The organism is Pseudomonas sp. GW821-FHT03A09, assembly GCF_059421065.1.
Map to the genome: position 1 here is coordinate 244,547 of NZ_JBWKUX010000001.1, position 22,183 is coordinate 266,729.

Below are 22,183 nucleotides of genomic sequence, written 5' to 3' on the forward strand. Positions count from 1 at the left end.
CACATTTAGTTCAGTGTTGTTTTCGGGTTATTCGCCGGTGCCGAGCACTCGCGAGCGAGTCACCTGAGCCGGCGGAAAATGGCAGGTAAACGTACTGCCGTGGCCCAGCACGCTGCTGATCTCCAGCCGTGCACGGTGGCGCAGCAGTACATGCTTGACGATGGCCAGCCCCAGCCCGGTCCCGCCAGTGTTGGAGTTGCGGCTGGAGTCGACACGGTAGAAGCGTTCGGTCAGGCGTGGCAGGTGTTTGGCGTCGATACCGATGCCGGAGTCCTGCACGCTCAGGTGAGCACCTTGTTCGTCGGCCCACCAGCGGATGCGGATGTTGCCTTTATCCTGGGTGTACTTGACGGCGTTGAACACCAGGTTGGAAAACGCGCTGCGCAATTCGCCTTCGCTGCCTTTGAGCAAAACCTGCGGGTCGGCTTCCAGGGTGATCTGCTGGCCGCGCTGGCCGGAGAGGGCCTGGGCATCGTTCTTGATGGTCTGCAGCAGGCTTTGCACGGTCACCGGGTGGTTGTCCGACGGGTAATCGGTCGCTTCCAGCTTGGCCAGCAACAGCAGGTCGTTGAGCAGGGTCTGCATGCGCGAACCTTGCTGCTGCATTTGCTGCAGGGCGCGGCTCCAGCGCGGGTTGATCTCGTCGACATTGTCCAACAGCGTTTCCAGGTAACCGCAAATCACCGTCAACGGCGTGCGCAGCTCATGGGAGACGTTGGCGACGAAGTCTTTACGCATCTGTTCCAACTGGTGGATACGGGTCACGTCGCGCACCAGCATCAGGTGTTCGTTGTTGCCGTAGCGCGTCAAGTACAGCTGGATGCGCACGCGGTCATTGGTGGGCGAGGGGATTTCCAGGGCTTCTTCGTAATTATCCTGCTCGAAGTATTCCTTGAAGCGCGGATGGCGTACCAGGTTGGTCACCGGCTGGCCGCTGTCCTGGGGCGTCTTGAGGCCCAGCAAGGTCTCGGCGGCGCGGTTCCACCACTCCAGGTTGCCATCGCTGTCGAGCATGATCACCGCGTCTTTCAGGGCGGCGGTGGATTCCTGTACCCGGTCGATCACTGCTTGCAGACGTCCGCGTACTCGTTGGTCGCGGCGTTGCAGGTGGTAGATGCTGTCGAACACCTCGCCCCACAGGCCATAGCCGTCGGGTGGTGCTTCATCGGGTTTGTGCTGGCGCAGCCATTCATGCAGGCGCAGCAATTGCTTGAGGGTCCAGCCCAGGTACAGGCCGAGGCCGACGGCCAGGCTCCAACCGTAATAGCCGCTGATCAAGCCTACCAGCAAGCAGCCGGTGATCAGCAAAAGCATGTGGCGGATCAGGGTGCCATGCCAGTTTTGGTTCACTTAAACATGCGTCCTTGTCAGCTGTTCAGGGAATTCGGCTCGGCTCAGCCTTTGGTAGAAAAACGGTAGCCGGTGCCGCGCACGGTTTGTACCAGATTCTCGTAGGCATCGCCCAAGGCTTTGCGCAGGCGGCGGATATGCACGTCCACGGTGCGCTCCTCCACATACACGTTGCCGCCCCACACTTGGTCGAGCAATTGGCCGCGGGTGTAGGCACGCTCCTGGTGGGTCATGAAGAATTGCAGCAGGCGGTATTCGGTCGGGCCCATCTCGGCCGGCTTGCCGTCAATGGTCACACGGTGGCTGATCGGGTCCAGCAGCAGGCCGCCGACTTCAATCGGCGCTTCACCATCGGTAGGGCCGGCGCGGCGCAGTACGGCCTTCAGGCGCGCAACCAGTTCCCGCGGGGAAAAGGGTTTGGTGATGTAGTCGTCGGCGCCGACTTCCAGCCCTTGGATCTTGTTGTCTTCTTCACCCTTGGCGGTGAGCATGATGATCGGGATATCCCCGGTCAGCTCGTCACGCTTGAGGCGGCGGGCGAGCTCGATGCCGGAGGTGCCTGGTAGCATCCAGTCCAGCAGGATCAGGTCCGGCTTGCGGTCGACGATAATGGCGTGGGCCTGCTGGGAGTTCTCCGCCTCCAGGCAGTCATAGCCGGCCATTTCCAACGCAACGGCGATCATCTCGCGGATGGGCGCTTCGTCGTCGACGATCAGAATGCTCCTGCCAACCATGCCTAAATCCTCTTGTCATTTAACTGTCTTGCGCCGCATTAGATAACGGAATTATTGCAGTCGTGTGACAGTAATTTAGTCGCTTGGGCAATTTGCGTCGCTCTGGACTACGCTTTGGGACCGAATCCTGACAACCACAAAAGGAAGGTTCCGATGACTAAAAGTACGTTTTCCTGGAAAGCCCTGCTGGTCACGGCGGCGTTGACGTTGCCGAAGGTGGCATTCGCGGCGGAGCCCGCGATGACTCAAGACGGGATATTAGTGGACCACAAGGGCCTGACCCTCTACACCTTCGACAAGGATGCTGACGGCAAGTCAGTGTGCAAGGACCAGTGCGCGACCAACTGGCCGCCGCTGAAGGCTGAGTCCACCGACAAGCCGACGGGCGATTGGACCGTCGTTACCCGCGACGACAATTCCAGCCAGTGGGCCTACAAGGGCAAGCCGGTCTATACCTACAAGGATGACCATAAAGCCGGTGACAAGGCCGGGGATGGCAAGGGTGGGGCGTGGCACGTCATCAAACCCTGAACCTGCGGCGCCGCTGAGACCTTCGCGGGCAAGCCCGCTCCCACAGGGGGCACATTCCAAATGTGGGAGGGGGCTTGCCCCCGATGAGGTCGGGACAGCCGCCACAAAAACCTCAGCGAAAGGCGTAATCCGCCACAATCCCGACAAAAATCGCCAGCCCGGCCCAGTGGTTGTGCAAAAACGCCTTGAAGCACTTCATGCGATCTCTGTCCCGGGTATACCAGAACTCCCAGGCAAAGCAGCCCGCCGCCGCCAGCAGACCCAGATGGAACCAGCCGCCCAGTTCGAATCGTGCGCCCGCCAATAACAGGCACACCAGCGACAGGCCCTGCAGCGTGAGGATGATCACACGGTCGGCATCGCCGAATAGAATGGCCGTGGATTTCACGCCGATCTTCAAGTCATCGTCGCGGTCGGTCATCGCGTAATACGTGTCGTAGCCCACCGTCCACAGCAAGTTGGCGATGTACAGCAGCCACGCGGTGGCGGGCAGGTGGCCGGTTTCAGCGGTGAACGCCATCGGCATGCCCCAGGAAAACGCCGCGCCCAGCACCACTTGCGGGTAATAGGTGTAGCGCTTCATGAACGGATAGCTTGCCGCCAGCGCCAGGCCGCCAAGGGAGAGCAGGATGGTGCTGGCGTTGGTCAGCAGTACCAACAGGAAACTGATGCCCATCAGCACCGCAAAAAACACCAGTGCCTCTTTGGAGCTGATCTTGCCGCTCACCAGCGGGCGTTGCTCAGTGCGCTTCACATGGCCGTCGACCTTGCGGTCGGCCCAGTCGTTGATCACACAGCCACCGGCGCGGGTCAGCACCACGCCCAGCACGAAAATCACGATGTTGAGAACGGATGGCGAGCCCTTGCCGGCGATCCACAGCGCCCACAGCGTCGGCCACAGCAGCAGGTAAATGCCGATGGGCTTGTCCATGCGGGTCAGCTGAATGAAGTCCCAGGCCCTGGGATTCAGGTGGTTCAAGGATTTGAGCAGACGTTGATACATCAGCAGTTCTCCGGATGGTCATGCAGCGCATGCCAGAAGCTGGGCAAAAAGATTTCAGCGACCAGCACGCTCAAGGGCCCGCGATCAAAGCGCGAACGGCGGCCCCATAGCCCATCGGCCTGATCCGCAGAGGGCAGCCATTGCCGTGGGTAATGGCACACCTCGATGGCCTGGCGGGTGAAGGCGTGATCGCAGAACAACAACTCCCCCAGCGAGCGGCTACCCAGTTCATCCATATGCAGGCCGTCACCCTCCAGTGCACTGCGCGCCGCCACGCTACGGGCGAACACCCATGGTTGGCCATGCCCACGCAGATACACTTCACGTACCCAACCGACTGTGGCCGTGGGCAGACCCAGTGCCACACATTCATCATCGCGCAAAGGCTGCCAGCCTTCGAACAGCGGCGTCACGCTGAAGCCGTCGTTGGACAGCCACGTCAGCCGCCGCGTCAGCGAGTCTTCATTGAACAGCCAATTGAGGGTCAAGGGTGTGGGCACAGGCAGTAGAAGGCTCTGGATCAGCCATTGGCAAGCATCGGGAGGGTCGATTGAGTGCGGCACGGTGAGTCAGTATTGGCAGCAAAAGAGGCGGCGAGCTTACCATGGCGTCCTGGTTTTTTGCCGGACTGAACCGGCTGTTTGCGTCGATCGTGCTTGCATCTGCCAGCCCCGATCAGTACAAAACGCCCTGAGCCGCACGGCAACGCGGGTCTATCGACCGTCGGCCAAGATGCCTGGACCCTGAGGAAGCAAGTAATGAAGAAGTGGCAATGTGTAGTCTGCGGCCTGATCTATGACGAGAAAGACGGTTGGCCGGATGATGGAATCCTGCCTGGTACCCGTTGGGAAGACGTCCCGGAAGACTGGCTGTGCCCGGACTGCGGCGTGGGCAAAATGGATTTCGAAATGATCGAAATCGGCTAATTTTCGGTTTTCAGATAAGTACTACAAGGAGAAAGGAATGAACGCACCTGTCGTGATCATCGGCACAGGATTGGCCGGTTATAACGTGGCCCGGGAGTTTCGCAAGCTCGACAGCGAGACCCCACTGCTGTTGATCACCGCGGATGACGGGCGCTCCTACTCCAAGCCCATGCTCTCCACCGGCTTTGGCAAGAACAAGGAAGCCGATGGCCTGAGCATGGCTGAACCGGGCGCCATGGCCGAGCAACTCAAGGCCGAAGTGCGCACTCACACCCGCATCAGCGGCATCGACCCGGGCCACAAGCGCCTGTGGATCGGCGAGGAAGCGGTGGCTTATCGCGACTTGATCCTGGCCTGGGGCGCGGAGACGGTGCGTGTGCCAGTCGAAGGCGATGCGGCTGAGCTGATTTTCCCGATCAACGATCTTGAAGACTACGCCCGTTTTCGCACTGCTGCGGCCGGCAAGCGCCGCGTGCTGTTGCTGGGCGCCGGCCTGATTGGTTGCGAGTTCGCCAACGACCTGATCCTCGGCGGCTATGAAATCGACCTGGTGGCGCCGTGCGAACAAGTCATGCCGACCCTGTTGCACCCGGCAGCCGCTGCAGCAGTGCAGGCTGGGCTGGAAGGCCTCGGCGCACGTTTCCACCTGGGGCCGGTGCTCAACCGTCTGCAGCGCACTGCCGATGGCCTGGAAGCCCACCTGTCCGACGGTGAAGTGATTCACTGCGACTTGGTGATCTCGGCCATCGGCCTGCGTCCACGTGTCGACCTGGCTGCTGCTGCCGGCTTGCAGACCAACCGTGGGATCATGGTGGACCGCCACCTCAAGACATCCCACGCCAACATCTACGCCCTGGGCGACTGCGCCGAGGTCGATGGGCTGAACCTGCTGTACGTGATGCCGCTGATGAGTTGCGCCCGCGCCTTGGCCCAGACCCTGGCCGGCAATGCCACCGCCGTCAGCTATGGACCGATGCCGATCACCGTGAAAACCCCGATTTGCCCGCTGGTCGTGTCGCCACCGCCACGGGGCACCGAAGGCGTCTGGAGTGTCGAAGGCCAGGGCGCCGATATCAAGGCCCTGTGCCGCGACGCCAGCGGTCGCCTGCTGGGTTACGCGCTGACCGGCAGCGCCGTCATGGAAAAACTGGCCCTCAATAAAGAACTTCCGCCTTTACTGGCGTAAATGCCGGTCGTTCTGTCGGAATCAGCACGCTCCTACCCTCAGAAAGGTCGCCGCGAGACTGGCGGAGCGTGCGAGGGCATGCCATCCTCACTCCCGTCTGCCGCAGAGTAGAGCCTGCGGCGCCTTGGGCGCTGCTCCGTCGATGAGCAGCACGGACATAACAACAAAAAACCGTCAAAGAGGCTTCACATATGCGTAAACCAGAACTCGCAGCCGCCATCGCTGAAAAAGCGGATCTCACCAAAGAACAGGCCAACCGCGTCCTCAACGCCGTTCTCGAAGAAATCACCGGCGCCCTGCACCGCAAGGACAGCGTCACCCTGGTTGGTTTTGGCACCTTCCTGCAACGCCACCGCGGCGCACGCACTGGCAAAAACCCACAGACCGGTGAGCCGGTGAAAATCAAGGCCAGCAATACTGTTGCGTTCAAGCCGGGCAAATCGCTGAAAGACACAGTCAACGCGTAAGGGCGTTACCGTCTCGAAGGGGGCGGGGTGGTAGAAAAAATGGGCACGCCGACTGGGTCGGGTGCCCATTTTTTGTGAGGGCCTTGCTGGTTAATCACACACAAGCGAGTGATCCGGGAACTGGCTCAGTTTGAGCTTCTTTAATTCTTGTGCAACGGAGTTTTCAAGGTGCTGCGGGGCCATCAGTGTTTTGACTTCACGCTCCCAGCCCGCTGCTCCGCCTACGCGTTGAGTCACACCTTCCGGCCATCCCTGAAGGATGGACTTGTAATGCTCGATGCGTTCGTGGGCCATTGCACTCTTTTTGCACCAAGCCAATAACAATATATTGTCGGTCATGGCCTGTACTGGGAAGTTATCTCCACTGGCTACAGTAGTTTTATAAATAGAGTCCAGCGTGGTACATGACAGTGTCTCGAGGAACGCAATAGGGCATTGTGATCGAAAACGTTCAATAAGTTCTTCGAACTTATTTGAGTGGCGCAAAGGGCTTATCGATTCCTCAACACCCTTATTGTTCAATAGTGACATCGGCGAAACCAGCGAGACTACTGGGAACGACGTCATCAATGAGTGAGTGTGGAACACCGGAACATAGTGTTCCTCACCGTAAACGGGCTTGAGATAAATGCCGGTCAGCAGAGGGCCGTTACGCTTTAATAAATGAAGGGGTTTATATATCTCATAAGTCCCCATCACTTCTTTCCAGTCTTGGGTAATTGCCTTTTTTTCAGTGGCCGTCATTTTTTTCATAAGGTGTCTCAGGGGTGTATCGCTGTCTGTGAAGGTGGTTTTATCGGGAGGTTATTATTATTGTTGGTCTGTTGTCGACTGCTAATCGGCCCGTTCGGGTCTTTTGTGAACTTGTAATCCAGCACTTCCCCGGTGTTCTTGTTGTAAACATCTGGCCGCGCGCTACCGGCGGTTCCTTTCGGGACCTCAACGCCTTTCAAATAGGATTTCTCCACCGCCAAGTGAGTCTTTTGCCCGGTCATGCGCTGGTAGCGTTTTAGCAATTTGTCGGCGTAGGTGTGCTTTTTGCTGCCCTGGACCGGACCAGTGCCTGCAGCGCCATGCTTGTTTTTAACGCCCCATTTTTCCGCCTTGCTGGCAATTTTCTTGACGAAATCCTTATCCGACAGACTGGCTGCTGTAGGTTTTTTGTTTGTGCAGGACAATCCCAGTGGATCTATCCAGGTAATCGGATTAGGGCCGTAGGCGTACAAGTTGAGCCCACCCAAGAGTCCGATAGGATCGGGTGTCGTGAAGCGGCCAATATCCGGGTCATAGAACCGGAAGGTATTGAAATGAAGTCCGGTTTCTCTATCCAGGTACTGGCCTTGGAATCTGAGGTTTTGCTCCTCGATGTAATAGGGTTCACGGGTTTCCCGTATGGTATTTCCCCATACGCGATAAGTGGCCTGCCACAGCGTTTGGCCGTCGGCTTCAGTGAGCTCAAGAGGGAGGCCATTGAAGTCGTTATGGTAGTACCGGATCTTTTGCTGGGAGCCTACACCGTCCACCTTGGCCAATGGCTCATAGCCGTCTTCTTCATACAGATAGAGGCTGGTCTGGTTGTTCCGGTGTTCTTGCAGGAGCCGTAAGCCATCCCAACTGAAATGTGTTGTCCCGAGTAAGTATCCGTCGCTGCTCGTCTCGTTTTTCTCGATGCGTCGACCCAGTGGGTCGTAGGTCATGCGGACCACATTGCCGCTCTGGTTCCGTACTTCGATCAGACGATGTTCGGCGTCATAACGCATGTGTTGTACGCCGCGATGACCGCTTCGCTTTTCGACCATTCGGCCAAAGCCGTCATAGCGATAACGTTTGTCCTGATAAGTCAGTAGGCGGTTATGCACAACCAGTCCGCTACCGGATGGTGGCCCATCCAGTAAATTGGCGGCGGCGTCATAGGAAAAGGTTTCGTGCTGCCCCATTCCGCTGTCCTGGCTGGCGATAATCCGAGCGGTGGCATCGTAGTGCAGCAACTGGCGAGCTTGGTTCGCGGGGTGTCGGTCCAATTTAGTGATCAGATTGTCTGCCGCGTCGTATTCGAACTGCTTTTGTAACGATGCCGCTCCCTGCGTACCCGGGCTGGTCTTGCGGCGTTGTCGTGCACGCAGGCGGCCCGAACGATCGTAGTTGCTCTGAGTGCTGATCTGGCCCTGGGTGCGCAGTACTTCACGGTGCAGCCGGTCGCGCTCAAAATCACAGATGACCTGGCCATCGAGGTTAATTTGATGCAGATGGCCGCTGCCATAATAAAGACGATTGATCCAGCGCCCGTCGGGCAGTTTGCTTTGGATCAGATTCCCTAGTTCGTCGTAGTGATGTTGCAATGAGCCTGCTTGGCTCTGTTCTTCCAGCATCTGCCCGAGAGCGTCGTACGAGAACCCCAGTGACTGTGACTGACCGCTCGTGTCCATGAAGTGGACACCAGTCAGTTGGTCCAACATATCGTAGGTGTATTGGGTGTGACCATCATCCGTTGTCTTGGCGCTCAACCGCCCCATTGCATCGCGCGTGAGTCGATGGACAATGGGTTTGGCAGCTATTTCCGGTACCAGTCCGATCCCGCTGCCGTAAGGTGCGGGAACGCTTTCAAACTGGATGACATTGTCGAGACAGTCGTGCTCGTAGCGTTTGGAGCTGCCATCCAGATCCTGCTGTTCGGTCAGGCGATCGCCTGCATCCCACGAAAATCGATAGCTTTCGCCGTTCTCGTTGGTCAGAGACAGAAGGCGCCCATAAGCATCGTATCCAAACTGCACGTTACGACCGTGGGCATCAGTGCGTTGCCGTACCTGGCCACGTCGTGTGTATTGATAATGGGTGCTGTGCCCGGCGGGATCTGTGTACCCGACCAGTTGTCCGCTGGCATCGCGCTGATAGTGTTCTTCGCGACCATCAGGCAATTGGACGCCAATCAGTCTGCCCTGCGCGTCGTGCTTGAATTCAGTCCGCTCCCCCAGTGCGTCAGAGATAGCCTGCAAATGTCCGCGTGCGTCATAAATGAACCGTGTCGGCGAGCCCGAGCAATCGACGTGTTCAATCAGTTGCCCTGCTTGGTTCCAGCGGAGTTTTTTACGTTTGCCGGTGGCATCGATGATTTCAACAGGTTGGCCGTGAGTGTCGTACTGGTAACGCGTGATGTTGCCGAGAGGGTCGGTCTCACGGATACAGTTGCCTCGGGGGTCATACAGGAATTTCCAGCTGTTGCCGGCGGCGTCGGTCTCGACTAGCGGCAATGACCAATGATCAAGCCAGAGGGTTGTGTCGCGGCGCCCCAGAGGGTCCATTTCGCTGATCAGATTGCCGGATTCGTCATAACAGTATTCATAACGTCCACCTTGCGGGTCTGTTGCGCTGAGCAATTGGCGTTCGTCGTTCCATTCAAAGCGCCATACTTGCCCCAGATTATCGGTGTACTGGGTAACCTGATATTGGGTATTCCATACGCGTGTGCTTACCCTTTGTAAGCCGTCGGTGATACGTGTCGTCCCTGCGTTCAGGTCATAGTCGAAATGATAGCGATCGCCGTCATTGGTCCAATGGCCAGTTACACGCCACTCGACTCCTTCAATCAAAGCCCATTCATAGAAGCAGCGCAGACCGGTAGGCAGTTGGTGCTCCACCATGCGACGCCCGGTGTCGTATGCGAAGCGCCGTTGGACCTGATCCGTAGCGTCACGCACTTCTGCCAGGTTGCCAGCCTGGTCATAGGCATAACTGACTAGAACTTCCCGGCGATGATCGGGATGCAACTGCTCAATCCGGTCGACACGGCCTTGTTCGTGAATCAACTCGACTCGGACCAGGTCAAACGTGTCGCGCAGCGCCATCAATCGACCCGCTGCGTCATATTCCAGATAGATACGATTGTCGTTGCGGTCGCCCAATTGGCTCAGGCGCAGTAATAAAGCGTCGTCGGGGGAGGCGTCAAATAGCCGATACAGACCGTTGTCGCTTTCAATCAATAGTTGCCCGTTACGGTGGCGTCGAATGCTCAAGCCCTCGCCAGGGCTGAACATCGCACTACCCAGCGCCACTGAACCCAGGTTGATACGACGGCCCTGCTCGTCGGTATAGATCAGTTCTTCACCGCCATCTGGATGAGGCTGTATTTGTACGGCGACTTCATAAGGCACGCTCCAGCCTGCACCGAACAGCCCATCGCGGCGAAGGTCGCGGCTGTTGTAGAAGCGCTGCCAGTCAATCGGCAACACTCCAGGCAGGGAAAAGTCCAGGTCGAAATCGCTGCCCAGAACTTTGGCGCCTGTTGCCGCATGCACGGGGTTGGGCGACCCCATCGCAGCGTTTGCCATCGCCCCCATGGCTTGGCTCACTGCGTAAGCCCCCACACCGCTGAGCAACATGCACGGCAAATTACTCAGCGTTTTCCCCTTCGCGCCCTTGAGCATCATGAGGGCTTCAATCGCCAGCCCCACACCGGGTGTCTTGCCGCTGCGAATCTCCTGTACCACTACCGTGCCGCCACCAATCGTGACGTTTGGCGAAATCAGGCCTGAGGAAACTACCGTCGCATCGCACATGCTGCGGTCGCCGCTGCGTACGGCGGGTTGACCGTTGATGGTGACTTTATCGGAGCCCTCGGCAAGGAGCTGCGGGGGCATTGGTGGGTGGCGGGCGCATAGGACCAAGTCGGTGGGCAGCGGCACGACACCGGGTGCTGGATAGGCAACGGTAGGGCGCCACAGTTGGGAGAAGAATCCCTCAGCCATGTCCAGGAAGCCGGGTTCTGGCGCAGTTTCGACATCAGGTTCGGGTTCGTCGGGTTCAAGCTCGGTCCCAGCGGGCGCGACATGGGAGGGAATTGCACCTGCCGCACGCGCAGCGGGGATGCTGTTGACGAACGTGTCGGTCGAGCCCACCGCAATCGTGGCTTCCACCACCGGTGGAAACAGCGCATTGGCGAAACTCTCGCACATCTTGCTGAGGCCCTTGTCGGCCCCCGTCTTGCTCATGGCCATGCCGACGACAATACCGACCACGGCGCCGAGGATGCAGCCACCAATGCCGGCAGTAGCGACCGTGACACCAATCGCCGCCGCCACCGCTGCAGTCGCCAGTGCTGTGATCGCCACGTTGGCTGCCACCTCCAATACACCGCCGAGGATATCGGCCATCATGGAAGTGTGGGTCAGCGCATCGCCCATCCGGGCAGCCCATAGAGCATCAGACATGCAGGCAACTCATCAAAGGGCGTCGAACGCCAGCGAATTCTTGATCGTCGCCCAGTGCGCGGCCTCGGTATCCCCGAGCTTGTCCGCCTTCACATAACTCAAGGCGAGCATCTTGCGCGTACCCGGCAACACCAGGGCCAACTGGTACTGGAACACTTTGTCATTGCCCTTGTTGAATTGGCTGCGCAACTCGATGCCTTCCACTTCTTGCGCAGCGCCCAGGCGCACATCAACGCCCGGCTGATAACGCAGATCCTGTACCTGTTTTTCCAGGCGCTGGAGTTGGTCATTGAAGTTGCTGTGCAGGGTTTCACCCTCGGCGAGCAAGCTGCGGCTGACGATCAAGGAGGTGCCCAATTCAGGGAACTTGAGGATATTGATCGACGCGTCCTGCAGCTCGCCGGCCGGCAGTTGGAACTGGAATTCATTGATTCGGTACGTCATGGCAAACAGGTCTCGTCAGGAGCTTTTAGGCGTAGGGAACGCGGCTTTGATGTTGGCGTCGATGCTGGCTTTCACACCCTGGCCATCAGGCGTCGCACCCGCGCCACCGCCGTTGTTCAGGTGCAGCACACCGCCCGTGTTGAACTCGGCGTCGCCGCTGGCGTAGAAGCTGATTTGCACGCCGGTCAGGTTGATCTGCCCGCTGGCGTTCAATTCCAGGATGCTTTCGCCGCACACCAGGCGCAGGTTCTCGCCCACTTCGATCACGTAGCTTTGGCTGATGCTGTCGGTCTTGCGCTGGCCAACCGAAAGGATGTCCTCTTGCTTGACGATGCGCAGGCGGTTGTTGCCGATGGTCACCGTCTCGTTGTGGCCGATGCTCTTGTTGCGGTCATGCCCCACCGAGTGGCTTTCATCCACCTCGACCACGATGTCCTGGTTACGCTCGGCGTGGATGTACAGCTGCTCCAGCCCCTTCTTGTCCTCCATGCGGATTTCATTGAAGTTGGCCGGTGTGCCGCCCTTGCTGGATCGGCTTTTCATGCCGCTCTGGGTCGCGTTTTCCGGCAGGTCGTAGGGCACGGTCTGTTCGGCGTTGTACACGCGGCCGGTGATAATTGGCCGGTCCGGGTCGCCTTCCAAAAAGCTCACAATCACTTCCTGGCCGATCCGTGGAATCTGCATCGACCCCCAGTTTTTTCCTGCCCAGGATTGCGATACACGAATCCAGCACGAGCTGTTTTCGTTGGATTGATCGTGGCGGTCCCAATAGAAATGCACCTTCACGCGGCCGTACTGGTCGGTCCAGATTTCCTCACCTTTAGGGCCGACTACCAACGCGGTCTGCGGGCCTTTGACGATGGGCCGGTGGGTGTTCGCCAGCGGCCGGAAATTCTGCTGGGCGTCGATGCAGGTGAGGCTGCTTTCGAACTGCGCCGAGGCTGATCCGCTGCCGCTTTCCAGGCTTTCCTGGACGATGTAGTAACGGCAACCGACGATCAGGTATTCGCGGTTCTGGTCCTGGCGGCTGAAGCCGGTGAGGCTGAACAAATGCCCTGAACCCAGGCCGCGGGCATTGCCGCTGAACTCGATCTGTTCATGCAGGGTTTGCAGGGCTTCGATGCGGGTGCGTGCGTAGTGTTCGCCGTCTTGGCTTTGCACGTAGGTGCCGGGGTAGTCGTACAGCGGGTAGTCACCGGCGGTGTGCGGACGCGGCATGGCCGAACGTACGTCGATGCTGGCGCTGGGGCGCTGGAAGTCGTAGTCGTTGAGTTCCAGCGAACCCGGCTGTACTTCCTGCGCCAAGTGCCAGTTATGCATGTGGTCGCGTTCGCGTTGCTGCTCATCCTTGGGGTAGTACGGAATCGACGCGTAGCCCGGCACGGTGGTGTGGGCGCCATAGGCGTCGGCCAGCACCAGCACATGGCGATCCTGCTCATGACGGAAGAAGTAGTAGATGCCTTCTTGTTCCATCAGGCGGCTGACGAAATCGAAGCTGGTCTCGCGGTACTGCACGCAGTATTCCCACTCGCGGTACGGCCGGCTCAGAGCGTCTTCGAAATCGGAAAAACCCAGGTCGCGGAACACCTGCTTGATGATCTGCGGGATGCTCAGGTTCTGGAAAATCCGGCAGTCCGAGGTGCGGCTGAGCAGCCACAGCCAAGGGCGCAGCGTCACCTGGTAACTGGCGAACTGGCCCTGGTCGATGTTCTGGCTACAACGAGCAACGATGCCGTGGAAGTGCCGCTCACCACCGTCCGCCAGTTGCAGGCCCACACTCATCGGCTTGCCCAGTAACTGGTTAAGGTCGATGTTGGCGTCCAGGGACGTCAGTTGCAGCTCGTAGTTGAACAGCCTACCCAGCTCTTCGCCGCCGCCCATTTCATTGAGCAGCAGCACATCCGGCCCGAGAGGGCTGGTGACTTTGGCCAGGCGTGAGGCTTGGTTGAATAGCATCGGGCGTCTCGTAAATGACTAAATAACTGAAGAAACCGAATCCAAGTGTGGGAGGGGGCAAGCTCCCTCCCACATTTTTGATTGTGTTCCTTCAGGTCAATCAGCGTCGCTGAAGTCGTAGTGCAATTCATTATCCCGGCTGCTGATCCGCACCCCCGCCAGTGCCTTGCCTTCGAGCATGCGTGTGAGGAACTCACGGCTCATGTCCGGCAGCAGGCTGTTGGTGAGAATGGTGTCGATCATGCGGCCGCCGCTTTCGGTTTCGGTGCAGCGCGAGACGATCAGGTCGACCACTGCGTCGTCGTAGTCGAAGGCAACTTTGTGCGTACTCTCCACGCGCTTTTTGATGCGGTTGAGTTGCAGGCGGGTGATTGCCTTGAGCATCTCGTCGCTCAGCGGGTAGTACGGAATGGTCACCAGACGGCCCAGCAACGCCGGTGGGAAGATCTCCAGCAGCGGTTGGCGCAGGGCCTTGGCGATGTCTTCCGGCTCCGGCACGTTCGCCGGGTCTTTGCACACGTGGGAAATCAACTCGGTGCCGGCGTTGGTGGTCAGCAGGATCAGGGTGTTCTTGAAGTCGATCACGCGGCCTTCACCGTCTTCCATCACGCCCTTGTCGAACACCTGGAAGAAGATCTCATGCACGTCCGGGTGGGCTTTTTCCACTTCGTCCAGCAGCACCACGCTGTAGGGTTTGCGCCGTACCGCTTCGGTCAGCACGCCGCCTTCGCCATAGCCGATGTAGCCGGGGGGTGCGCCCTTGAGGGTCGACACCGTATGCGCTTCCTGGAACTCGCTCATGTTGATGGTGATGACGTTCTGCTCGCCGCCGTACATGGCTTCGGCCAGGGCCAGGGCGGTTTCGGTCTTGCCCACGCCAGAAGTGCCGGCGAGCATGAACACACCAATCGGCTTGCTCGGGTTGTCGAGGCCGGCGCGGGAAGTCTGGATGCGCTTGGCGATCATCTGCAGGGCGTGGTCCTGGCCGATGATGCGTTTCTTCAGGTGCTGGTCGAGGTTGAGCACCGTCTCCAATTCGTTGCGCGCCATGCGGCCTACCGGGATGCCGGTCCAGTCTGCGACCACCGAAGCCACGGCCTGGTAATCCACGGTGGGTAGGATCAGCGGGGTTTCACCTTGCAGGGCGGTGAGGCGATGTTGCAGGTCGACCAGTTGGGTACGCAGCTCATCGCTCTCGTTGTTACCGGCAGCACTGTCCACCACACCCACTTTTTCACGCAGGGTGGCGCGAGTGGCGAGCAGTTCATCCACCAGCGTTTTCTCTTCGGCCCAGCGACTTTCCAGGGTGGCAAGACGCTCACGCTCAGCGCTCAACAGTGCCTCGGTGTTGGTTTGGCGCGCGCCAATTGCAATACCGATGGCATGTTCGCGAGCGATGATTTGCAGCTCGGTTTCCAGCGCTTCGATGCGACGGCGGCTGTCGTCCACTTCCGCCGGCACCGCGTGCAGGCTGATGGCGACGCGAGCGCAGGCGGTGTCCAGCAGGCTCACGGATTTGTCCGGCAACTGGCGCGCCGGGATGTAGCGGTGAGACAGTTTCACCGAGGCTTCCAGCGCTTCGTCGAGGATCTGCACCTGGTGGTGTTTTTCCATGGTCGACGCCACGCCGCGCATCATCAGCAGCGCCTTGTCTTCCGACGGTTCGGCGACTTGTACCACCTGGAAGCGCCGGGTCAGCGCCGGGTCTTTCTCGATGTGCTTCTTGTACTCGGCCCACGTGGTCGCGGCCACGGTGCGCAAGGTGCCGCGTGCCAGGGCCGGCTTGAGCAGGTTGGCCGCGTCACCCGTGCCGGCAGCGCCACCGGCACCCACCAGCGTATGGGCTTCGTCGATAAACAGGATGATCGGCTTGGGCGACGCCTGCACGTCTTCGATGACCTGGCGCAGGCGCTGTTCGAACTCGCCTTTCATGCTGGCGCCGGCTTGCAGCAGGCCCACGTCGAGGCTGCGCAGTTCCACGTCTTTCAGCGCGGGCGGCACGTCACCGGCGACGATGCGCAGGGCGAAGCCTTCCACCACGGCGGTCTTGCCCACACCGGCTTCACCGGTGAGGATCGGGTTGTTCTGGCGGCGGCGCATGAGGATGTCGACCAGTTGGCGGATCTCTTCATCGCGTCCCACAATCGGGTCGAGCTTGCCGCTGCGCGCCTGCTCGGTCAGGTCGACCGTGAAGCGCTTGAGCGCTTCCTGCTTGCCCATCGCGCTCGGCGCCATGGCACCGCTGGCTTCGCCCGGCACCGCGCCGGCACTGAAACCATCGCTGGCACTCAACGCGTTCTCGGGTGAATCGCCGACGTACTCGTCAAAGCGCTCGCTCAGGGCCTCGGCCTTGATCTTGTCGAACTCGGAAGACAGGCCCAGCAAGGCATGGCGCAGACTTGGCGTCTTCAAGATGCCGAGCACCAAGTAGCCGGTCCGCACTTGGCTTTCACCAAACATCAAGCTGCCATACACCCAGCCACGCTCAACGGCTTCTTCCACATGGGAGGACAGGTCGGTGATCGACGTCGAGCCACGCGGCAAACGGTCCAGCGCTTCGGTCAGGTCTCGGGCCAGGCGCGCCGGCTCCACGTTGAACTGACGGATGATGCGGTGCAGGTCCGAGTCCTGCAGTTGCAGTAACTGGTGAAACCAGTGGGCCAGTTCCACATACGGGTTGCCCCGCAGTTTGCAGAAGACGGTGGCGGCTTCGATGGCCTTGTAGGCCACGCTGTTGAGTTTGCCGAACAGTGCGGCGCGACTGATTTCACCCATGCTCTGGATTCCTTGAGGTGGTGGCCTGATCGGCGTAATGCCGGGCCAGGATTAGGTCGTTGGCGTCATGCGCGGGTTGGCCGAGCCAGGTGTTGAAGCCCAGGCGGAACTGGCCGTTGAGTTGCAGCGCCGGTACTTCAGGTTGTTGCAGAACCAGGTTCAAGTCCCAGTCCAGTTCATGGCCCAGGTACTCGGCCACCCACGCCACCAATTCGTTAAACGGCTGGTGGCCGGGCAGCATGCCCATGTAGTCATCGAGCTTGAGCGGGCCTAAGCGAATACGAAATTTATGCTGGCGGTCCCACACATGGCTGCCCAGGCAAAAGTCCACGCCCAACTGGTTGGCGCTCACGCCCACGCGGCTGCGCTCGGGCAGTTCCAGCCATTGGCCGATGTACTCTTCGATCTCCACCGGCAGGCCGAAATACTCACCGAGGATCGCCTTCAAACCGTCTGGGTAACGGGTCTGCGCCGACAGGTGGCCGCTGTAATGCAGCTTTGCGGTATCAGGGATGAGCCCCTGATTCAGCAGGCTCGGCATGCCTCGTCCACTCAGGGCGGCGAGGCGCGCGGACCAGTAATCATCGTCCGGGCGGTCGTGACTGACCGTCGGCCGCGCCTCGGCCCAGGCCCGGTAAAACAGGCTGAGCAGGCGATGGTGGAACACATCCAGGAACTGCTTGCTGGTACTGTCGGCGTTGTTGCGCTGACGCTCGCGCACGTACTCGGTGATATGCAGCGGCAGCGGGCCGTTGGGGCCGCCCAGGCCGAAGAAGAACTGCTCCAGGCGCGCCGGCTTGCCGTCGCCACCGGGATCGACCGAGGCCAGGGTAGCCGGGGCGAAGGTGCAATCGGCCTGTTGCCCCATGCGCAGCGGATCATCCGCCAGGCGCAGGGAATGGCCCAGGCGCGGCAGGTCCGGCGATTCGCACTCGATACGCCGCAGCGCCTGGAAGAAATCGTATTCCCAGGGCTCCTGATGCATCGCATCCAGGGTACTCACAGGGTCGGACGACGTCCGGGCTTGGCTTTCCATCGCATGATCTCGCCGCGTTCGGTGGTACGGATCACCGTCTCGGTAAAACTGTTGATCGACACGTAGCGTGCCAGGAAGCGTTCCAGTACCGCACCGAGCAGGAACACACCGGTGCCGCGAAACGCGTTTTCATCGAACTCCAGGGTGATCTCCAGGCCACGGCCAAACACAATCGGGCCGGGCATGGGCAGGCGTCGGGTCACGGCTTTGCTGCTGACTTCGCGCAGGCCCTCGATCTGCAATTGCAAGGCGGCGTCGTTGCTGTCGCCGTACAGGCGCAGCAGTTCGCGCAAGGCGCCCGCCCCCTGGCCTTGCTCGCTCAGGGACAGATAGTTGAGCGACAACTGGCTGATCAGGCGCCAGGCCTTGGCGTCGTGGGCGTGGCTGGCGCGGGGCCGGCTTGGGCCTGCGACACAACGCACGGCCAAGACCGGCGCGCTGTCGGCCAGGGTGAAGTCGGTCTTGCCATTGCCTACGCTCATGAACAGCGGCAAATCACGGTTGGTACACAGTGCGGTCACGCCAAGTTGGCGCAGGTCGTGACGGTAGGGTGCCTGCTTGCTGTCCACCAGGCTGACAAAGGTTTCGCTGCCCACATAGGTGGAGCGCGGACCGTTGCGACGCTGGTCGCTGGAGAGCACGCGCGGCTCGCGGCGCACGGTGTAATAAGCCTGGTCGCGGCCGTAGCGGGATGGATCGCGCACGGCATAGAACGGCAGGAACGGCTGCTCCGGTCCGGTGCCGTGACCGGTGATGCCGCTCAACGAATGAATCTCGAAATCCATCGGCCGTGTGCGGTCGGCGATCACATGGTGTTCATTGACGCGGTCGGACAAGTGAATGCGGTCCACACGCTTGGGAAACAGGTTGATCGCCGGGGTACAAAACGGCAGGAACTGTGCCGCGCCGACACTGCCTTCCAGGCTTGGCTCATGGCGGTCGAACAGCACGATCAGTTCCAGTTCCTGGCCGTCGCAGCGCTTGACCGCACGGTGCAGTTCGGCGAATTCGACGAACAGGAAGCGGTGGGGCAGGGCGAAGTATTCCTGCAACAGGCGATAGCCCTGGAAGGCGCGCGCCACCACGGGCATGGCGGCGTCGGCGTCGTCAAAACCACGGGAGCGCAATGCGTCCTGCGGCAGGCGCTCGACCCAATCACCGCCCGGCTTGCGCGCGAACACTGCGCAGGCATTGCCCAGCAGTTGTTCGTAGAGGCGGAACGGCTGTTCGTCGGCACCGCTGAGGTAGAGCGGCAAGCAGTCCAGGTCGAGGCTGTTGAACGGCAACTCGGCGCCGGTGCGCAGGGTCAGGCGCAAACCGGCCTTGGCTTTCGGCTCACTGGCGGCCAGGCGGCCCAACACAGCGGCGGGGTTGCCGAAGTACTCGGCGTTGCTCACCTGCAATGGCCACAGCGTCACCGGGTGTGCGGTGCGGTACTCGCAGCAGGTCTGGGTTTCGCGACCCAACGCGGCACGCAGTACGCTGTCGCGGGGCAGCGGGAAGCCGCTGGCCAGTGAGCCCTCGTCCGGGTCGGTCTGCAATTGCACCACGGTCATCGACGGCGTCGGTGCCAGGTAGTGCGGGTAGGCGATTTCCAGCAGGTTGTGGGTGAAGGTCGGGTACTCGGCGTCGAGTTTGAGCTGCACGCGGGCCGTGAGGTAAGCAAAGCCTTCGAGCAAACGTTCGACGTACGGGTCGGCGCAGTCCATGCCGGACAGGGTCAGCCGACTGGCGATCTTCGGGTATTCCTTGGCGAACTCGGCGGCGCTTTCGCGCACGTGGTGCAGTTCCTGGTTGTACAGCTCCAGCAGGCGCGGGTTCATGGACGCCTCCGCTGGTCGGCATTCACCACGCGTACATGGCCGGACTCCAGGTCGAGGTCGGTTTGCAGCAACAGGCGCAACGGCACCGGCTGTGCCCACAGGTCGCCCTCGATCTCGAAACTCAGGGCGTTGTGGTTCATTTCGTCATGGCCGACGCGGGCTTTGACGCGCAGGGTGTGACGCAAAATACGTGGCTCAAAGGTGGCGATGGCCTGGTAGATCAGCGCCTCCAGCGTCTTGATGTCGACGCTGGAAACACTGTTGCCCGCCAGTGCCGGCAGGCCATAGTTGACCACGGAGGTGCCGGCCGGGGTGTGCAGCGTGGCATCGGTATCCAGCAACGACGTGGTGTTGAGCAGCCACGCCAGGTCACGCAGTACCGAGGCCTTCAATTGGGTCAGGGACAGCACGCGTTTGTCGGCGCTTTCCTTGGGATTGGTCGGGTCGTCGTCGGTCAACCGGTCCAGCAGGGACGGTTGCAGACGGTCGCGGGAAGCGATTTCAGTTACCACCAAAGCAGCTCCACGGACGGGGTGTGAGAAGGACAAGGTTTCTGGGGCCGTGGCGGGGAGCCACGGCCACCAGAGCTATCAGCGCTTGGTGTTGGAACGGATGTTCCAGCCAAACTTGATCGCGCCGCCGTCTTTGGTGCCGTCGGCTTTCTGCGGCTGGTAGTCGACCATCACTTGGGCAAAGTTCAGGGTAACGTTCTCGGTCAGGCGGTCGTCGGTGCCCGAACCACCGGTGCTCAGGGACGTAACCAACACTTCTTCCAGGTTGATCACCATGTATTCGACCTGGCTTTCACCACCGGCCTTGCGCACGGTGAGCTTGACCTTGTCGATGTGCTTGCCGCTGGCGCAGTGCATCATCAGGTTGGGCGAAGCCTTGTCGACGTACTTGGTCAGCGACAGGTCCTGGATGTTCACCTTGCCCGCGCCGCCGCCACCGCCAACGTGCATATTGCCGGACTGGGCCATGCCCCAGCTCCAGTTCAATACGTCGATTTCGTCCTTGTGGGCCTTGTCCATGGACTCGCCCTTGATGTCGCCGATCTTGATGAAAATATCAACAGCCATGTTTTCTCCCTGTGTGGCCCATGCCACTTGATTTGGTTAAGCCCGATGGGGCTTTGCTTTTCTGTGGGAGCTGGCTTGCCTGCGATTGCATCACCGCGGTCTGCCAGCCGGACCGCGCCGCCTGTATCGCGGGCAAGCCCGACTCCCACAGAAGAGCCGGTTCAACAGCTACTTATGCGCTTTTCGCCGAAGGCAGCTTCGATACCAGACGCAACGACACCGTCAGCCCTTCAAGCTGGTAATGCGGGCGCAGGTAGAACTTGGAGTTGTAGTACCCCGGGTTACCTTCCACTTCTTCCACGATCACTTCGGCGGCAGCCAACGGGTGCTGGGCCTTGGTGGTTTCGGTGGAGTGGGCTGGATCGCCGTCCACGTAGTTGAGGATCCAGTCCTGCAACCAGCGCTGCATCTCGTCCTTCTCTTTGAAGGAGCCGATCTTGTCGCGCACGATGCACTTCAAGTAGTGAGCGAAACGGCAAGTGGCGAACAGGTACGGCAGGCGCGCGGCCAGGTTGGCGTTGGCGGTGGCATCCGGGTCGTCATATTCGGCCGGTTTCTGCAACGACTGGGCGCCGATGAACGCGGCGAAGTCGGTGTTTTTCTTGTGCAGCAGCGGCATGAAACCGTTCTTCGCCAGTTCCGCTTCACGGCGGTCGCTGATGGCGATTTCGGTCGGGCACTTCATGTCCACGCCACCGTCATCAGTCGGGAACGTGTGGGCCGGCAGGTTTTCCACTTCACCGCCGGACTCCACGCCACGGATGCGCGAGCACCAGCCGTAGTGCTTGAACGAACGGTTGATGTTCACCGCCATCGCGTAGGCAGCGTTGGCCCAGGTGTACTTGGAGCTGTCGGCACCGTCGGTGTTTTCTTCGAAGGCGAAGGCTTCCACCGGGTCGGTCTTGGCGCCGTACGGCAGGCGCGCCAGGAAGCGCGGCATGGTCAGGCCGATGTAGCGCGAATCTTCCGACTCACGCAGCGAACGCCAGCCGGCGTATTCCGGGGTGGTGAAGATCTTGGTCAGGTCACGCGGGTTCGACAGTTCCTGCCACGAGCCCATGCCCATCACGGTCGGCGAAGCGGCTGCGATGAACGGGGAGTGCATGGCGGCGCAGACTTTGGACAGCTCGCCCAGCAGTTCCACGTCGGGAGGCGACTGGTCGAAGTAGTAGTCGCCCACCAGGCAGCCATACGGTTCGCCGCCGAACTGGCCGTATTCTTCTTCGTACATCTTCTTGAAGATCGGGCTCTGGTCCCATGCAGTGCCCTTGAATTTCTTCAGGGTCTTGTGCAGGTCCGGCTTGGAGATGTTGAGCACGCGGATCTTGAGCTGCTCATCGCTCTCGGTGTTGTTGACCAGGTAGTGCAGACCACGCCAGGCGCTTTCCAACTGCTGGAAATCCTGGTGGTGGATGATCTGGTTGACCTGGGCGGTGAGCTTGGCGTCGATGGCGGCGATGATCGACTCAATCGACTTGATCGCGTCGTTGGACACCAGGTCGGTTTGCGCCAACGCCTGTTCGGCCAAGGTGCGCACCGCAGTTTCCACGGCTTCGCGGGCACGCTCGGTCTTGGGTTTGAATTCTTGCAGCAGCAGGTTCGCGAACTCGCTGGTTTCCTCGGTCGCACCCAGGTTCTGGGCGCCTTCGCGGGCGGTATTGTCAGTCAT

Annotated in this window: 18 protein-coding genes; 4 read left to right on the plus strand and 14 right to left on the minus strand. The window is 60.2% G+C overall.

Annotated features, from left to right (window positions below; all coding sequences use genetic code 11):
- Window positions 1-27 precede the first annotated feature (27 nt).
- On the minus strand, window positions 28-1,314 hold the full coding sequence (gene phoR, locus AC07V4_RS01155) for a phosphate regulon sensor histidine kinase PhoR (RefSeq protein ID WP_492635293.1): 1,287 nt from the start codon (window positions 1,312-1,314) through the stop codon (window positions 28-30).
- A gap of 80 nt (window positions 1,315-1,394) precedes the next feature.
- Window positions 1,395-2,084 (minus strand): phosphate regulon transcriptional regulator PhoB, encoded by a 690-nt coding sequence (gene phoB / locus AC07V4_RS01160; protein WP_003176964.1) that lies wholly within the window; start codon window positions 2,082-2,084, stop codon window positions 1,395-1,397.
- 153 nt (window positions 2,085-2,237) lie between these two features.
- Here phoB and AC07V4_RS01165 point away from each other — a divergent pair, with 153 nt between their 5' ends.
- Window positions 2,238-2,615 (plus strand): COG4315 family predicted lipoprotein, encoded by a 378-nt coding sequence (locus AC07V4_RS01165; protein ID WP_492635132.1) that lies wholly within the window; start codon window positions 2,238-2,240, stop codon window positions 2,613-2,615.
- Window positions 2,616-2,727: 112 nt separating this feature from the next.
- On the opposite strand, the gene ubiA is transcribed toward AC07V4_RS01165, so the two are convergent.
- Together ubiA and AC07V4_RS01175 are read right to left on the minus strand one after the other, a co-directional pair.
- Complete coding sequence (gene ubiA, locus AC07V4_RS01170) at window positions 2,728-3,618, minus strand: 4-hydroxybenzoate octaprenyltransferase (protein ID WP_492635131.1); 891 nt, start codon at window positions 3,616-3,618, stop codon at window positions 2,728-2,730.
- Entirely contained in the window at window positions 3,618-4,181 is a 564-nt protein-coding gene (locus AC07V4_RS01175; protein WP_492635130.1) for a chorismate--pyruvate lyase family protein, read from the minus strand. The genes ubiA and AC07V4_RS01175 overlap by 1 nt, the downstream gene beginning before the upstream one ends.
- Window positions 4,182-4,376: 195 nt before the next feature.
- Here AC07V4_RS01175 and AC07V4_RS01180 point away from each other — a divergent pair, with 195 nt between their 5' ends.
- From AC07V4_RS01180 to AC07V4_RS01190, 3 genes are all read left to right on the plus strand, one after another.
- Window positions 4,377-4,544 carry a rubredoxin gene (locus AC07V4_RS01180; RefSeq protein ID WP_015886569.1) on the plus strand — a complete coding sequence of 56 codons (168 nt, stop codon included), beginning with the start codon at window positions 4,377-4,379 and terminating at the stop codon, window positions 4,542-4,544.
- A 37-nt stretch (window positions 4,545-4,581) separates the two neighbouring features.
- The gene (locus tag AC07V4_RS01185) at window positions 4,582-5,730 is read left to right on the plus strand and encodes an NAD(P)/FAD-dependent oxidoreductase (RefSeq protein ID WP_431750136.1); all 1,149 of its coding nucleotides are present in this window, start codon (window positions 4,582-4,584) and stop codon (window positions 5,728-5,730) included.
- A 191-nt stretch (window positions 5,731-5,921) separates the two neighbouring features.
- A complete protein-coding gene (locus tag AC07V4_RS01190) occupies window positions 5,922-6,197 on the plus strand; it encodes an HU family DNA-binding protein (protein WP_003176958.1) in 276 nt (91 codons plus the stop codon).
- Between the two features lie 90 nt (window positions 6,198-6,287).
- Here AC07V4_RS01190 and AC07V4_RS01195 read toward each other — a convergent pair whose 3' ends face one another.
- The 10 genes from AC07V4_RS01195 to tssC form a co-directional block, all read right to left on the minus strand.
- Entirely contained in the window at window positions 6,288-6,950 is a 663-nt protein-coding gene (locus tag AC07V4_RS01195) for a hypothetical protein (protein ID WP_492635129.1), read from the minus strand.
- Between the two features lie 8 nt (window positions 6,951-6,958).
- A complete protein-coding gene (locus AC07V4_RS01200; protein ID WP_492635128.1) occupies window positions 6,959-11,401 on the minus strand; it encodes an RHS repeat-associated core domain-containing protein in 4,443 nt (1,480 codons plus the stop codon).
- Window positions 11,402-11,413: 12 nt separating this feature from the next.
- Window positions 11,414-11,845 carry a DcrB-related protein gene (locus tag AC07V4_RS01205; RefSeq protein WP_492635127.1) on the minus strand — a complete coding sequence of 144 codons (432 nt, stop codon included), beginning with the start codon at window positions 11,843-11,845 and terminating at the stop codon, window positions 11,414-11,416.
- 15 nt (window positions 11,846-11,860) lie between these two features.
- Window positions 11,861-13,801, minus strand: coding sequence for a type VI secretion system Vgr family protein (locus AC07V4_RS01210; RefSeq protein ID WP_492635126.1), 1,941 nt, complete (start codon window positions 13,799-13,801; stop codon window positions 11,861-11,863).
- A 96-nt stretch (window positions 13,802-13,897) separates the two neighbouring features.
- Window positions 13,898-16,576: a type VI secretion system ATPase TssH gene (gene tssH, locus AC07V4_RS01215; protein ID WP_492635125.1), complete on the minus strand. Its 2,679-nt coding sequence runs from the start codon at window positions 16,574-16,576 to the stop codon at window positions 13,898-13,900.
- Window positions 16,569-17,612, minus strand: coding sequence for a type VI secretion system baseplate subunit TssG (gene tssG, locus AC07V4_RS01220; RefSeq protein ID WP_431749802.1), 1,044 nt, complete (start codon window positions 17,610-17,612; stop codon window positions 16,569-16,571). The genes tssH and tssG overlap by 8 nt, the downstream gene beginning before the upstream one ends.
- The gene (tssF, locus tag AC07V4_RS01225; RefSeq protein ID WP_492635124.1) at window positions 17,576-19,435 is read right to left on the minus strand and encodes a type VI secretion system baseplate subunit TssF; all 1,860 of its coding nucleotides are present in this window, start codon (window positions 19,433-19,435) and stop codon (window positions 17,576-17,578) included. The genes tssG and tssF overlap by 37 nt, the downstream gene beginning before the upstream one ends.
- Window positions 19,432-19,947 carry a type VI secretion system baseplate subunit TssE gene (tssE, locus tag AC07V4_RS01230; RefSeq protein ID WP_431749800.1) on the minus strand — a complete coding sequence of 172 codons (516 nt, stop codon included), beginning with the start codon at window positions 19,945-19,947 and terminating at the stop codon, window positions 19,432-19,434. The genes tssF and tssE overlap by 4 nt, the downstream gene beginning before the upstream one ends.
- 78 nt (window positions 19,948-20,025) lie before the next feature.
- Window positions 20,026-20,514, minus strand: a complete 489-nt coding sequence (locus AC07V4_RS01235) for an Hcp family type VI secretion system effector (protein WP_005792512.1) — start codon at window positions 20,512-20,514, stop codon at window positions 20,026-20,028.
- A gap of 172 nt (window positions 20,515-20,686) precedes the next feature.
- Window positions 20,687-22,183 (minus strand): type VI secretion system contractile sheath large subunit, encoded by a 1,497-nt coding sequence (gene tssC, locus AC07V4_RS01240; protein WP_431751480.1) that lies wholly within the window; start codon window positions 22,181-22,183, stop codon window positions 20,687-20,689.

Coding starts and splice junctions, on each gene's coding strand:
- phoR (WP_492635293.1), bottom strand. CDS start 1,314: ATGCTTTTGCTGATCACCGGCTGCTTGCTGGTAGGCTTGATCAGCGGC.
- phoB (WP_003176964.1), bottom strand. CDS start 2,084: ATGGTTGGCAGGAGCATTCTGATCGTCGACGACGAAGCGCCCATCCGC.
- AC07V4_RS01210 (WP_492635126.1), bottom strand. CDS start 13,801: ATGCTATTCAACCAAGCCTCACGCCTGGCCAAAGTCACCAGCCCTCTC.
- AC07V4_RS01180 (WP_015886569.1), top strand. CDS start 4,377: ATGAAGAAGTGGCAATGTGTAGTCTGCGGCCTGATCTATGACGAGAAA.
- tssC (WP_431751480.1), bottom strand. CDS start 22,183: ATGACTGACAATACCGCCCGCGAAGGCGCCCAGAACCTGGGTGCGACC.
- AC07V4_RS01185 (WP_431750136.1), top strand. CDS start 4,582: ATGAACGCACCTGTCGTGATCATCGGCACAGGATTGGCCGGTTATAAC.
- tssH (WP_492635125.1), bottom strand. CDS start 16,576: ATGGGTGAAATCAGTCGCGCCGCACTGTTCGGCAAACTCAACAGCGTG.
- AC07V4_RS01205 (WP_492635127.1), bottom strand. CDS start 11,845: ATGACGTACCGAATCAATGAATTCCAGTTCCAACTGCCGGCCGGCGAG.
- AC07V4_RS01195 (WP_492635129.1), bottom strand. CDS start 6,950: ATGAAAAAAATGACGGCCACTGAAAAAAAGGCAATTACCCAAGACTGG.
- tssF (WP_492635124.1), bottom strand. CDS start 19,435: ATGAACCCGCGCCTGCTGGAGCTGTACAACCAGGAACTGCACCACGTG.
- AC07V4_RS01235 (WP_005792512.1), bottom strand. CDS start 20,514: ATGGCTGTTGATATTTTCATCAAGATCGGCGACATCAAGGGCGAGTCC.
- ubiA (WP_492635131.1), bottom strand. CDS start 3,618: ATGTATCAACGTCTGCTCAAATCCTTGAACCACCTGAATCCCAGGGCC.
- tssG (WP_431749802.1), bottom strand. CDS start 17,612: ATGGAAAGCCAAGCCCGGACGTCGTCCGACCCTGTGAGTACCCTGGAT.
- AC07V4_RS01165 (WP_492635132.1), top strand. CDS start 2,238: ATGACTAAAAGTACGTTTTCCTGGAAAGCCCTGCTGGTCACGGCGGCG.
- AC07V4_RS01190 (WP_003176958.1), top strand. CDS start 5,922: ATGCGTAAACCAGAACTCGCAGCCGCCATCGCTGAAAAAGCGGATCTC.
- AC07V4_RS01200 (WP_492635128.1), bottom strand. CDS start 11,401: ATGTCTGATGCTCTATGGGCTGCCCGGATGGGCGATGCGCTGACCCAC.